This is a genomic window from Streptomyces sulphureus DSM 40104 (genome assembly GCF_000381025.1).
GTDB classification, from domain to species: domain Bacteria; phylum Actinomycetota; class Actinomycetes; order Streptomycetales; family Streptomycetaceae; genus Streptomyces; species Streptomyces sulphureus.
Genome location: NZ_KB905815.1, coordinates 466,957 through 479,452, shown reverse-complemented (window position 1 = coordinate 479,452; position 12,496 = coordinate 466,957). Strand labels below are relative to the sequence as shown.

Here is a 12,496-nt window from a genome sequence, read left to right as displayed (position 1 = left end):
GTTCCAGTACCGGTACCCGGTCGCGTTCACCGACTGGCGGTCAGTACTGCCGCGAGTCCCTCTTGCAGATCTCTGACGAAATACTCGGGGACCTCCAGCGACGGGAAATGGCCTCCGCGTTCGGGCGATCTCCACCGGACGATCTGTCGGTACCGTTCCTGTGCCCAAGGGCGGGGACTTTTCTCGATGTCGCGGGGATACATACTGATCGCCGAAGGGACCTCGACCCGAAGCTCGGGGTCGAGTGAGTTGTGGCTTTCGTAGTAGATGCGCGCCGCCGATGCGCCGGTCCGCGTCAGCCAGTAGAGCGTGACGTCGTCAAGAATCCTGTCTCTGGAAATCGTCTCGAACGGACTGTCTCCGGTGTCCGACCACTCGGCGAACTTGTCGAGAATCCAGGCAAGCAGCCCGACCGGTGAATCGACGAGCGAGTAGCCGATCGTCTGCGGTCGGGTTGCCTGCTGCTTCGCGTACGCCGCGCGATGGCGCCAGAAGTCCCGGGTTTCCTGGGTCCATTGGCGCTCCATCGCTGTCAGCCCGTCCGTCGGCAACCCGGGCGGTGCTTCCGCGAACAATGTGTGGATTCCGAGAACGTGCGCAGGGAACCTGCCGCCGAGCACCGTGGTGATATTTCCTCCCCAGTCTCCGCCATGGGCGACGAACTTGGTGTAGCCGAGCCTCCCCATGAGTTCCACCCACGCGGCCGCGATCTTCTCGGTCCCCCACCCGGTGGTTGCCGGCTTGTCGCTGTAACCAAAGCCCGGCAGCGACGGAACCACGACGTGGAAAGCCGGCACGTCCACATCTTTCGGATCTGCCAACTCGTCCACTACATCGACGAACTCTGCGATGCTGCCCGGCCAGCCGTGCGTCAGGATCAGCGGAGTTGCCTCTGCGCGCGGGGATCGGCGGTGCAGGAAGTGGATTCCCAGACCGTCGATGGTCGTGCGGAACTGGCCGATCCGGTCGAGGCGCTCTTCGAACGACCGCCAGTTGTACCCGGTGCGCCAGTAGTTCACGACATCGACGAGGTCGGCAAGAGGAACGCCCTGTTCCCATCGGCGAGGGCCTGGAGCGGCGGGGATGACCGTCTCGGCCTCCGGCAGTCGTGCCGCGGCCAGCCGCGCACGGAGATCGTCGAGGTCGGCGTCGGCTGCGTGGGCTTCACAGGCGTGCACGTTGCGAGTCGGGCGGGGCATCGGACCTCCTGGCCATCGCGGGACCGGCTGCGAACTAGCACGAACCGGCTTAGGCGGTTCTAGCATGTCGTCCTGTCAGCAGCAACCGGCTAAGGTGGTTCCATGCGTGCTGAGTTCCCCGACTTCCGCCTCGGCAGCGTGCTGGCGACCAGTTTCACGGCGACGCTGACGGAGCGTCATGGCAACGCCGTGGAGCGCATCCCCGTGCCGCACCGACTCGTCGACTGGCTGGCGGCGAACGGCTTGGCCGTGGACTCCTGCACCACTGCCCAGCTCGACCTCGCTCGGGAGTTGAGGGAGTCGATTCACGCCGCTGTGACAGCGGCAGCGGTCCGGGATGCTCTCCCTGCGTCTGCTGTCGGCATCATCAACGACCGCAGCGCTCAGGGTCGGGCCGCGGCCATCCTGACGCCCGAGGGCAAGCGGCGATGGCGGCTCAACTCGTCTTCCGGTGTGGAAGATGCCCTCAGCGTGATCGCAGCCGATGCGATCAGCATCATCGCGGGCGAACGAGACGGACGCTTGGCCTTGTGCGCCTCACCGACCTGCCAGGCTGCCTTCTTCGACACCAGTCAAAGCCGCACGCGCAAATGGTGCGACATGAACACGTGCGGGAATCGTCAGAAGAAAGCGCGCTTCCACGCCAACCAGCGCAAAACCCACTGAGCGGCGGGTTAATGGTCACCCCATCACCGGTGACAGGCCCAAGTCGGTCGCCGGGACGTCCTGTCGGGCTGAGGTGCGCCGAGGTGTGACGGGTTCCGCGGCATGTCTCTTCGCAACGCGGGCCTGCGTCCCGCCGACACCTTCGCGCCGGCGGGACGCAGCGCATTCACCCCCCGTCGCCCAGCAGCGTCCGCAGTTCGGTGAGGGCCTCGCCGAGGCGGTCCGCGAAGGTGTGCATTTGTTCCGCGACCGTCTGCGGGGTGCTCAGGTAGAGGTGGAAGCGGTCGGGGAGGAGGACGTAGGCGACTCCGATGCACTGGGGGCTCGTGGAGCCGAAGCCGAAGTACTGGATGTGTGCGGAGGGGGCCGAGCTGGTGGAGAGGTAGTCGCTGCGCATCGTCTGCCAGCCGGGGGTGCGGTAGAGCGAGGGTTGTTCCGTGACGCCGAGTTCCGGGCGGCGGTGGGCGATCAACTCCAGTTCCCAGAGGTGTTGTTCGGGTGCGTCGCCGGATTGGCACTGCTTGGCGCGGGCGGTGTGTGCCCGTGCGGCCGCGTGGAACGCCTCGCGTCGGCCCGCGTCGTCGACGGTGGGGTCGTCCATGGCCGCCACGAACCGGCGGATCTCGGGGGTGATGACGCGCATCGCCTCGGTGCGGCCCCACTGCCACTGCCGGGTCGCGATCGACTCGTACGTGGCGCCGAGACGGCCCCTGGCGCGCAAGTGGGCGAGCTGGAAGGCGAGTTGGACGAAGGCGTCGGGGGAGCAGCCGAGGGATTTCGCCGTGGTGCTGCCGAAGTCCTCGAAGGCGAGGGCGCGGGTGGCGGTGGCGGCGCCGTACGCCTCGAACGCGGCGGCCGCGTTGCGGGCCTGGGTGCTGAGCTGCTCGTCGAGGACCAGCGTCAGCGGACGCAGCGGCGGTGTGCCCTGCTTGCGGGCGCCGGAGGCCCGGGAGTGCTCCTCGGCGGAGGTGCCGAGGAGGTCGTCCACGAGGGCGAGGACGGTGGTGCCGTCGAGTTCGCAGTGCTCGACGTTGATGCCGGCCGTGCCGTCGGCGAAGACGACGAAGGTGAGTGCCTTGTCGAACCAGCGGTTGCCGCGGTCGCCGTAGAGGAGTTCGTCGCAGGCGTGCTGCGTGTCGGTGGGCGCCGACTCCTCGAGGCTGACGCAGAAGAGGGCGGTTTCCACGTCGTCGAGGATCTCCGCGTTGCCGGGTGCGCAGGTGCGCAGGCGCTCCCGTGCCGCGGCCCATTCGGCGCGCGCCATCGTGGTGAGGTGGCCCGCCGGGGTGTCGCCCGGGCCTCCGGCACCGGGGCGTTCGGTGCCGGCCTTGAGTGCGGCGTCGAGTCCGGCGCGGAGGTCGTCTAGGGCGTACGGGGTGCCGTCGGGCCCGAGGACGTCGAGGCGGAAGAGGCCGCCGCGGTGGAAGACGACGATGTGGCGCGCCGTCGACGGACCGGGCCACTCGGGCGTGTACGGCATGCGGACGGTGTCCTGCTCGGTGCCCGGGATGCGGGTGGTGGAGAAGAGGTGCTTGTGCTGCTCCATGGTCTGCGGCTGCCCGCGCTGCGAGACCGGCGGCAGTTGCTCCTCGTCGACGCGGAGCTTGTAGCCGACCGCGGCGGCCACGAGCCCGGCCGCGCGCTCCAGTTGGGCCTCGCCGGTCTCCTCGAAGAGGAAGAAGAAGTTGGCGTTGAGCGCGATGCGGTCCCTGCGGCCGAGGTAGCGGTACGGCCAGAAGGTGTCGAGCCAGCTGTGCACGCCCGGTGTCGCGTCGTACTCCTCCAGCGCGGCCTGGAGGGTGCGTCCCGCGCTGCCGGGTGCGAGGAAGGCCGCCACCTCGGCCTCGGTCGCGGCGCGTTCGTCTGCGGTGAGGAGCGGGCCGCACCATTCGAGGAACCGGGCGCAGCTCTGCTCCAGGGTCGGCAGCGGGACCCTGGGGAGGTGGTCCTCATGCGCGAAGGTCGGGCGCTGTGCGTCCTGGGGTGTGTTCAACTCGTCCTCTTCCGGGGTGGGTTGGTTCTCCGGTGTGGTCATGCGGCGCGGGAGAGGAAGAGTTCGGCGTAGAGCCAGCCTTCTGTCTCCAGGCCGTCGGGCGAGACGCCGGCCGCCGTCATCGTGTCGAGCATCTGTTCCTGCTCCCGGGGCGAGGCGAAACGCCGTTGGCGGAAGACGCCGGGGAGGCGAGTGGTGCGGTACCCGAGCTCGTCGAGTGCCTGCTCGACGGGGGCGAACGGGAACATCCGCAGGACGAAGTGGGCCATGGGCGGTCGGTGTTCGCCCTGCGCCCGCACGACGCGGGCCAGGGTGCGCTCGGTGACGTAGCCGAGGCAGCCGGTGGATATCACGAGGTCGGCGCCGGCCAGGGCGGCCCGCTGCTGCGGCGTCGGGTCGTGCGACTCCAGGTCCGCGTGGACGGCGTCGTGGAGGAAACCGGCCTCCACGGCGTAGGCGAGCGCCCCGCCCGCGGTGTCGAGGCCGACGAAGCGGGTCTGCTCGGCCGGCTGCCGCGCGCGTGTGAAGTCGCGGTCGCGAGACAGCAGTCGGGGACGCCCGGTAGGGGTATCCGGGGCCGTGTACCGGTCGTAGAGCTCGTCCATGGTGGTGTCGAACTGGAGGATCGCCGCGTTGACGCCGTAGCCGCATCCGAGGTCGAGCACCTGCGGCACGGAGCCGGGGTGTGCCTCGCGGTGCTCGGTGAGGAGCTTGGCGAAGTACGGCTTCGCCGACTGCGGTACGCAGTAGTCGAGTTCGCGAAGGACGCGGAAGAACTCGACGGGGTCCGGGCGGTCGTAGATGTGGTCGAGCGAGACCTTGCCTGTTCGGTCGAAGTGCACGGGGCTGCGCTCCTGACGGGAGGGCGGAAGGGGGTCAGTCGAGCAACTCGTCGCCGCGCACGCGGCGTTCGGCGTCGAGGTGCTCGGGGAGCACGCGCCCGAAGAGCTGCCTGGTGCGGGCGACGCTGCCGACGACCCCTGGGCGCTCGCTGTAGGCGAAGATCGCAGAGTGCCTGGCGGTGGCCCCGGCGACGGGGCTCACCCGGTGGAGGGAGAAGCGCCCCTTGAAGAGTTGGAGGTCTCCGGGACGCAGCGGCAGCCGGTGGACGAGCCGCTCGCCGTTCCCCTCCAAGACGTCCCTGACGTCGTCGAAGTGCTCGTCCCGCGCGGTGCGTATGCCGGGACAGTACTCGAACTCCCCGCCGTCCGAGGCTCCTTGGGTGAGCATGCTGACCGTGAACTCGTTGGTGTCGAAGTGCCAGGGATGCTCCATGCCGGGTTCGACGACGTTGAGGACGAGCGCCGAGAGCGGGTCGGCGAGTTCGTGGAGGCGGGGGAGCTCGAAGCACTCGGCGAGGAAGGTGCGGAAGGTTGCGTCTCCGTAGAGGAGGCTGACGAGGGCCTCGGGCGGAATGCGGTCGCGCGGCACGAAGGCGTTGCCGCGGCGGAAGGGGATGCGTCCCGGATGGTCGGCGGGGAGGTCGTCGTCCACGGCGATGTTGTAGACGTTGACCGTCTCGACGTCGAAGTGCGCCCGGGGCGCGAGACCGGCGCACTCGGCGCGCAGCTCCTCGTGGAGCTCGGCGCGGACGAAGTCGCGCAGGACGGTGCAGCCGCTCTCGGCGAGCTCGCGCCTCGCCTGCTCGACGAGGCGGCGGCGGGCGGGGGAGTCCGGCTCGGTGAGGGGGTAGCGCCCGGTGTCGACCACTCGCTGGAGCGTCGCTGCTTCGGCAGTGCTCATGGCTTCCTTCCGCGGGACGGCAGCTCGGTTTCCTCAACTTCACTGGCGAGTAACGTAGTTGAAGCTCCCACAGTGTTCACCGCTTGTCTGTGACTTCTCGCACGGCCAGGTGACGCCCACCGTGCGTGTGTGCGTGCGCGGCGGGCGAGGAAAAACCTGTTGGCTTCCGTGGTCACGGCTCGGGTACGGTCGCCGCCATGGACTTCCTCCCGCTCTACCACTGACGGCGCCGGGCCTCGCCGCCCCGCCGACGCACCGAGAACACGCACGACCGCCCCGGCTCCGCCGGCGCGGCGGTCGGCGCTGCCGGTGCGCCCCCACCGTCAATGTCGAGACACGAAACGAGTGAGCGTCCATGACCGCCCGTACCCCCCGGGGTCCTGCCCACATCGCGATGGTCGGCGTCCCGGCCGTCAGCCACGTCCTGCCCAGCCTCGAGGTGATCAGGGAGCTGGTCGCGCGGGGCCACCGCGTCACCTACGCCAATGACCCGGTCGTACGCGACCTGATCGAGGAGACCGGCGCGGAGCTCGTGCCCTTCGCCTCCACCCTCCCCGTCACCGACAACGACTGGCCCGACGACGCCATCGGCGCGATGGAGGTCTTCCTCGACGACGCGAGGAACGCCCTCCCGCAGTTGCGCCCCTTCTACGAGGACAACCCCGCCGACGTCTACCTCTACGACATCGGCGGGTACGTCGGCCGCCTCCTCGCCGAGGTGCAGGGCCGCCCGCAGGTCCAACTCTCCCCGACCTACGTCGCCTGGGAAGGGTACGCGGAGGAGGTCGGCGCGTACCTGTGGCAGCTTCCGGGCGCCGACGCCTACCTCGCCAAGTTCGCTGCCTGGCTTGCGGATTCGGGCGCGGCGACCACCGGGACGGAGGAGTTCATGAGCCTCCCGCCGAGGGTCCTCGCGATGATTCCCCGTGCGATGCAGCCGAACGCCGAGCGCGTCGACGAGGAGCGGGTGAGCTTCGTCGGCTCGTGCTTCTCCGCCCGTGCGGGGCAGGGGGAGTGGCAGCGGCCCGAGGGTGCGGAGCGGGTGCTGCTCGTCTCGCTCGGCTCCGCCTACACGAGGCAGCCGGAGTTCTACCGAAACTGCGTGGCCGCTTTCGGCGGGCTGCCCGGCTGGCACGTGGTGCTCCAGATCGGGAAGTACGTCGAGCCCGAGGAGCTCGGTGAGGTGCCGGCGAACGTCGAAGTCCGGCAATGGGTACCGCAGTTGGCGATCCTGGAGGAGGCCGACGCCTTCGTCACGCACGCCGGCATGGGCGGCAGCGCCGAGGGTCTCTACACCGGCACCCCGATGATCGCCGTGCCGCAGGACGTCGACCAGCCCGTCAACGCCGACCGGCTCGTCGAGTTGGGCGTGGCCCGGCGGATCGACACCGAGGAGGCCACCCCCGAACGGCTCCGCGCCGCGCTGCTCGCGCTCACGGACGACCCCGAAGTCGCCCGCAGGTGCGAGGAGTTGAAGCGCGAGTCCCGTGCTGCCGGCGGCACGCCGAGGGCCGCGGAACTCATCGAGGAGCTGCTCGACTGAGCCGGGCGGACTCCGGCGCCGTTACCCTGCGAGGCGGTACGGCGCCGGGGCCCGCGCCTAGACTCCCGCCATGGCCCACGACACCCGCTCCACGGCCCGCTGCCAACGCTCCCTCGGCGACCCGGAGTGCACGTACCCGCTGTGGCCTCCCCAGGTGCGCGGCTGCCCCCGTACGGCGACGGACGACGTCGTCTACCCCGTGGAGGTGGACTACGCCTACGAGGAGGTCCCGCGCGACCTCTTCGACGCGTCAGCCGCACCGACGCCCGGGCTCGACCGGTGGGCGCCGCTGCTGCCCCCGCTCACCGCGCCCGGCCTGGGCGAGGGAGGGACGCCGCTGCTCGACCTCGGCGCCGGCGTCTGGCTCAAGGACGAGTCGCAGAACCCCACGTGGAGCCACAAGGACCGGCTCAACCGGGTCACCGCGTCCGCCGCCGTCCACGAGGGCGCGCCCGGCGTGGTGGTCGCCTCCTCGGGCAACCACGGGGCCTCGGCCGCCGCCTTCGCGGCCCGATCAGGACTGCGGTGCGTCGTCCTCGCCTCCGCGGAGGCGCCGCCGGCCGTCGCCTCGTTCCTGCGGGCCTACGGTGCGGTCGTGCTCGCGGTGCCCGTCGAGGCGCGGTGGCCGCTGCTCTCGCGGATCAGCGAGCGGCTCGGCCTCCATCCCGTGAGCAACCAGACCCGCACGCACACCGGCCACGGCTTCGGGCCCGAGGGCTACAAGAGCGTCGCCTACGAGCTCCACGGCCAACTCGGCGTCCCCGCCGCCGTGTTCGTGCCCACCGGGTACGGCGAGCTCCTCTACGGCGTCTGGAAGGGCTTCCGGGAGCTGCGGCTCCTCGGCGTGACCGACCGGCTGCCGCGGATGTACGCGTGCGAGCCGTCGGCCGGGGGGCCGCTCGCCGCCGCCCTCCGCTCCGGGGCGCCCGCTGCGGTCGTACCGCCCGGCGCCTCCCGCGCGTACGGCGTCAACTGCACGGCGGGCGGCCACCGCGGGGTGCGCGCCGTGCGGGAGAGCGGCGGTGACGCCGTGCTCGTCACCGACGACGAAATGGCCTCGGCCCAGGCCGAATTGGGCGCCGACGGCCTGTGGGTCGAGCTGTCCTCCGCGGCCGGGCTCGCGGGCTACCGACAGCTCCGCGCAGTGACGGAGTTCGACGGTCCCGTGGTGTGCCTCTCGACGTCGAGCGGCTTCAAGGACCTCGGCGTCGGGGAGCGCCCGCTGCGTCCCGTCGAGCCGACGTGGGAGGCGGTGGCGGGGGAGCTGCGGAGGGAAGGGCTGGCGTGACGGCCGCTCGCGGGCCGCGGTACTGGCGCGGCGTCGGCGGTTCTCCGGGCGGAGGCGGCCGGCGTTCGCTCGGGGCGGTTGTGCTGGCTCGGAGGATGGTCTTCGGTGGTTCGGGCCGGTGCTCGACGGGGCGGAGGCTGCGGTCCTGCCGAGCTGTTCGGGGCCGGTGCTGAGGTGGTCCGTCTGGCGCCGGCCGGTTCGTTGGTGGACCGGTGGGTGTCGGGGCTGCTTGTTTCGGTTCGGAGGGGCGTCTCGGCGGTTCGAGTGGCCGCGCTGGTGTGGTGCGACGGTCGGGATGGGGCGCGTGGTGAGGGGTGCTCTTTCTGCGGTCGTGCCAGGTCGTTGCGGGCTCGGTGCTGACGTGGCTGGTGCGCGGCGGACGGGCGCGCGGGCGTGCGTCGGGCGGCTGCTTGTTCTGGGCCGGGGGGTGGTCTTCGAGGTACGGACGGAAGTGCCGGTGTGGGCTCGGAGGAGGGGTGCTCGTCCTGCGGTCGTGCTCAGTTGATGCGGGGCTGCTCGGTGCTGACGTGATCCTTCCGGCGCCGCCGGTCTTTTTGGCGGGCGGGCGTCGGTTGTCTGCCTGTTCCGACCCGGAGGGTGGTCTTCGGTGGTTCGGACGGAAGCGCTGATGCGGGCTCGACGGCCGGGGCGCTCCTTCTGCGGTCGTGCCGAGTTGTCGCAACCCGGTACTGACGTGGTCGGTGGGCTGCCGGCGGAAGGGGCGGCGCGTCGGGCGCCCGGTCCGGTGGGTGCCCTTCGAAGTGGGGACGGGACCGCCCGCGCGCGCTCGGCGGCCGGTGCGGTGCGTGGTGAGGACGCTCCTCCTGCGGTCGTGTCCGCACTGTCGGGGTGTCGACCCGTGATGTGCAGGGAAGTCGCGCGCTCTCGGCGGCTTTCGCCATGGCTTCGTGGCGGCGTCCGTCGCTGGGGGCTGGGCATCGGCGTCGTAGGGGCAGGCGAGGTGGGACGCGAGCCGGATTCGCGGCGCGTCCGCGTACGCGTGGGCGCGCGGGGCGTAGATGGCAGGATCGGCGTGACCGGCAGTTGCACCGGTGCACCGCTGTGGTGCGTCGGCGCAGGGCCGCGCTCGGGGGCGTGCCAGACGGGCGCGTCCGCCGGTGCGGTGGACGGGCGGCCGGAGTGACGAGCAGCGCGCCCGAGCGGCGCCGGAGAGGGCGGAGAACGATGGACTCCGAGGAATGGGACCGGCGTTACACGGAGACGGAGTGGATCTGGAGCGCCGACCCCAACGTCTGGGTGGTGCGCGAGGCTTCCCCGTTGGCGCCGGGGCGTGCGCTCGACCTGGCGGCGGGCGAGGGCAGGAACGCGGTCTGGCTCGCCGAGCACGGATGGCGCGTCGACGCGGTCGACTTCTCCGCCGTCGCCCTCAACCGCGCCGACCGCCTCGCCGTGCACCAGGGTGTGGAGATCACGACGCACCACGCGGACGTCAGCGACTTCGCACCCGAGCCCGCGGCGTACGACCTCGTCCTCCTCTCCTACCTCCACCTGCCGGGACCCGAGCAGTCGCGGGTCCTGCACACGGCGGCGGAGGCAGCACGCGTCGGTGGGACGCTCCTCCTCGTCGGGCACGACGTGGACAACCTCGAGCACGGCACCGGGGGGCCGCAGGACGCGGCCGTCCTCACCTCCGTCGAGCAGGTGACCGGGGCGTGGAGGGAGCACGCGCGGATCGAGTACGCGGCGGTGGAGCGGCGGACGGTGCGGCAGGAGGGCATGCCGAAGGACGGTGTCGAGGCGCTGGACACGGTGGTGCGCGCCGTGCGCGAGTGAGCCGGCCGGGGAGCGGCGCTGTCCAGCGGTTGCCGTCCGGCTCCGTGGCGGACCCGCCTTCGCCGGGGCCTCCGTGTGCGGCGTTCGGACGGCAAGCGGGTGGCCTTGCGCATGTCCGGTCGGCCTGTTGCGGAGGGGCGTACTGCTCGCGGTGGCGGGGTCCCTGCCCGCCGGATCGCTCGTGCGGGGCGGTGGCTCGCGGACGGCCGAGCTGGGCAGGTCAACGCGGATGAGTACCGGACGAGTCGGGGGTGCGCGGTCTCCGGGGCAGCGGCTGCACCCGGTCCGTGCCGAGGACGTCCCGCTCGCGGGGCGCCCCCTGCGGGCAGAGGGCGCCCCGCGACGCCTACGGACGGGGCGGGCGCCGGCGCACAGCCGGGGCTGTGGGACGCGCCGCCGATGCGGCGTCCACCGCCGGACCGCGCACGGTCCGGTCAGCCGATGCTGAAGTCGAAGTCGGTGACGTACCAGTCACCCTTGATCTCGGAGACCTTCGTCTTGGCGTCGATCTGGTCGGCCTTGACCCCGGTGGAGTTGGCCGCGACGGTCTCGTTCAGGGGCTTGCCGTCGATGGTGACCTTGTCGGCGGGGACCTCCGTCTCGCCGCCGGAGGCCGGGACCTTGTCGACCTCCACCTTCGGGTCCTTCGAAGCCGGCTTGGGGGAGAGCGCTTCCCCGAACTTCATGACGCCCGACTTCAACTTCTTCACGTCGGGCGAGTTGCTGCCGCACGTCGACGGGCTGCCGACCTTCCCGGAGTCAGGCTCCGCCATCACCAGGCACGCCTCCTGCGGCTTGCCCTTGATCACCGCGGTGACCCATGTGGCGACCGCCTCCTGGGGCGTGGACTGACGGACCTCGGAGGGCTGGGATGCCGAACCGTCGTCCTTGCCCTTGTCGGAGCCCTGCTCGCCGGCCGGGCTGCTCGCCGGCGACTTCCCGTCCGCGGGTTCGGGTTCGCTCGAGCACCCTGTGACGCCCAGGAGTGCCGCCGTCACGGCGGCACCGGCTATCCAACCGGCCGTGCTCTTCCTGCTGTTCTTTGTCATCCCCACTTACCCTTCCATACGGCGCCGACCTGCCGTGACGCCGCCCCACTCGTGCCGGCTGAGGCACCGAAACGAACACGAGGACGAGGCAGGCGACAACCGATCACCTCGATCGGTCGGTGGCGCCTCGGTGACGGTGCTTCGTCTCCGTGGACGGCCAACCGGGCCGGATCGGTTGCGGCTCGGCCGGGGACGATGCACATACGGCGTCGGCGAGTCCGAGACGGTGGCTGGGCTGGAGGGCCCGGTCGGCCGCGTCGTCGGCGGCCTGTCGGGGGCGGATGCGCAGGGCGTCTCGTCGGTGCGCACGCGGACGGTACCGCTTGTCTCTTCGGGAACGTCCCGTCGGCGTCCGTCGCAGGCCCCCGGCGTATGCTGACGTCGCGCCGGGGGTTGCCGTGTCTCAAGTGAGGTTGCATCCGATGGAGTTGACGGTGCTCGGCGGTTCCGGTGCGTGGCCGGTGGCCGGGCAGGGATGCAGCGGCTACCTCGTCGAGCACGGTGGGTTCCGTCTGCTGCTCGACCCCGGCTACGGGGTGCTGCCGGAACTCCTGCGCCACACGCACCCGCACGCAGTCGACGCCGTGTACGTCACCCACGGCCACCCCGACCACTGCGCGGACCTCAACCCGCTGCTGCGCGCCCGCGCGCTCACGGACCCACCGGCGCCCCCGCTTCCCGTCCACGCGCCCGTCGGAGCCCTTGACGCCGTACTCGCCCTCGACCGCCCCGGGCTCCTCGAACCGGCGCTGGACCTACGGGAGTTCGCGCCGGGCGACACCCTCCGCACGGGCCCGCTCCTCGCCTCCACCTTCGACCTCCCCCACTCCCGCCCGAACGCCGGCGTCCGCCTCGAAGCCACTGGCGGGGCAAGCCTCGCCTTCACCGGCGACACCGGGCCCAGCGAGCAACTGACCGCTCTCGCCAGGGGGGTGGACCTCCTCCTCTGCGAGGCGACCCACCTGCGCGAGGTACCGCCCGAGGACGCCGGGGAACTCCTGAGCGCGTGTCACGCAGGCGGTCTCGCTCGCCGCTCGGGCGTCGGCCGCCTCCTCCTCACCCACCTCTGGCCGGGCACGGACGCGCGCGAGGCGGTGCGCCTGGCGCGCGAGAACTACCGCGGCCCTGTCGACGTCGCGGTGCCGGGGATGCGTGCACGCGTCGGGTGAGCCCCACCGTCAACCGAAGGCGTCAACTCCCGCCCGTGCGAGGCTAATCTGC

Annotated in this window: 10 protein-coding genes; 5 read left to right on the top strand and 5 right to left on the bottom strand. The window is 71.4% G+C overall.

The window, feature by feature from the left end:
• Positions 1–26 precede the first annotated feature (26 nt).
• Entirely contained in the window at positions 27–1,199 is a 1,173-nt protein-coding gene (locus tag F603_RS0110185; RefSeq protein WP_019545905.1) for an epoxide hydrolase family protein, read from the bottom strand.
• 102 nt (positions 1,200–1,301) lie between these two features.
• On the opposite strand from F603_RS0110185, the gene F603_RS0110180 reads away from it, so the two are divergent.
• The gene (locus tag F603_RS0110180; RefSeq protein ID WP_019545904.1) at positions 1,302–1,865 is read left to right on the top strand and encodes a CGNR zinc finger domain-containing protein; all 564 of its coding nucleotides are present in this window, start codon (positions 1,302–1,304) and stop codon (positions 1,863–1,865) included.
• A gap of 166 nt (positions 1,866–2,031) precedes the next feature.
• On the opposite strand, the gene F603_RS0110175 is transcribed toward F603_RS0110180, so the two are convergent.
• From F603_RS0110175 to F603_RS0110165, 3 genes are read right to left on the bottom strand one after another with little or no spacing between them, the layout of a single operon-like run.
• Positions 2,032–3,900, bottom strand: coding sequence for a choline/carnitine O-acyltransferase (locus tag F603_RS0110175; RefSeq protein ID WP_019545903.1), 1,869 nt, complete (start codon positions 3,898–3,900; stop codon positions 2,032–2,034).
• Positions 3,897–4,700, bottom strand: a complete 804-nt coding sequence (locus F603_RS0110170; RefSeq protein WP_019545902.1) for a hypothetical protein — start codon at positions 4,698–4,700, stop codon at positions 3,897–3,899. Before F603_RS0110170 ends, F603_RS0110175 begins: the two co-directional genes overlap by 4 nt.
• 34 nt (positions 4,701–4,734) lie before the next feature.
• Positions 4,735–5,601, bottom strand: a complete 867-nt coding sequence (locus F603_RS0110165; RefSeq protein WP_019545901.1) for a HalD/BesD family halogenase — start codon at positions 5,599–5,601, stop codon at positions 4,735–4,737.
• Between the two features lie 355 nt (positions 5,602–5,956).
• Between F603_RS0110165 and F603_RS0110160 the strand changes: the two genes are divergently transcribed.
• The 3 genes from F603_RS0110160 (at position 5,957) to F603_RS0110150 (ending at position 10,226) form a co-directional block, all read left to right on the top strand.
• Positions 5,957–7,144, top strand: coding sequence for a macrolide family glycosyltransferase (locus tag F603_RS0110160; protein ID WP_019545900.1), 1,188 nt, complete (start codon positions 5,957–5,959; stop codon positions 7,142–7,144).
• Positions 7,145–7,214: 70 nt separating this feature from the next.
• Positions 7,215–8,432 (top strand): threonine synthase, encoded by a 1,218-nt coding sequence (locus F603_RS0110155; protein WP_019545899.1) that lies wholly within the window; start codon positions 7,215–7,217, stop codon positions 8,430–8,432.
• Positions 8,433–9,617: 1,185 nt separating this feature from the next.
• Positions 9,618–10,226, top strand: a complete 609-nt coding sequence (locus F603_RS0110150; protein ID WP_019545898.1) for a class I SAM-dependent methyltransferase — start codon at positions 9,618–9,620, stop codon at positions 10,224–10,226.
• Between the two features lie 434 nt (positions 10,227–10,660).
• Here F603_RS0110150 and F603_RS0110145 read toward each other — a convergent pair whose 3' ends face one another.
• On the bottom strand, positions 10,661–11,275 hold the full coding sequence (locus tag F603_RS0110145) for a hypothetical protein (RefSeq protein ID WP_019545897.1): 615 nt from the start codon (positions 11,273–11,275) through the stop codon (positions 10,661–10,663).
• Positions 11,276–11,682: 407 nt separating this feature from the next.
• Between F603_RS0110145 and F603_RS0110140 the strand changes: the two genes are divergently transcribed.
• On the top strand, positions 11,683–12,444 hold the full coding sequence (locus tag F603_RS0110140) for an MBL fold metallo-hydrolase (protein ID WP_245600741.1): 762 nt from the start codon (positions 11,683–11,685) through the stop codon (positions 12,442–12,444).
• The last annotated feature ends 52 nt before the right edge of the window (positions 12,445–12,496 follow it).

Coding starts and splice junctions, on each gene's coding strand:
- F603_RS0110185 (WP_019545905.1), bottom strand. CDS start 1,199: ATGCCCCGCCCGACTCGCAACGTGCACGCCTGTGAAGCCCACGCAGCC.
- F603_RS0110180 (WP_019545904.1), top strand. CDS start 1,302: ATGCGTGCTGAGTTCCCCGACTTCCGCCTCGGCAGCGTGCTGGCGACC.
- F603_RS0110175 (WP_019545903.1), bottom strand. CDS start 3,900: ATGACCACACCGGAGAACCAACCCACCCCGGAAGAGGACGAGTTGAAC.
- F603_RS0110165 (WP_019545901.1), bottom strand. CDS start 5,601: ATGAGCACTGCCGAAGCAGCGACGCTCCAGCGAGTGGTCGACACCGGG.
- F603_RS0110160 (WP_019545900.1), top strand. CDS start 5,957: ATGACCGCCCGTACCCCCCGGGGTCCTGCCCACATCGCGATGGTCGGC.
- F603_RS0110155 (WP_019545899.1), top strand. CDS start 7,215: ATGGCCCACGACACCCGCTCCACGGCCCGCTGCCAACGCTCCCTCGGC.
- F603_RS0110150 (WP_019545898.1), top strand. CDS start 9,618: ATGGACTCCGAGGAATGGGACCGGCGTTACACGGAGACGGAGTGGATC.
- F603_RS0110145 (WP_019545897.1), bottom strand. CDS start 11,275: ATGACAAAGAACAGCAGGAAGAGCACGGCCGGTTGGATAGCCGGTGCC.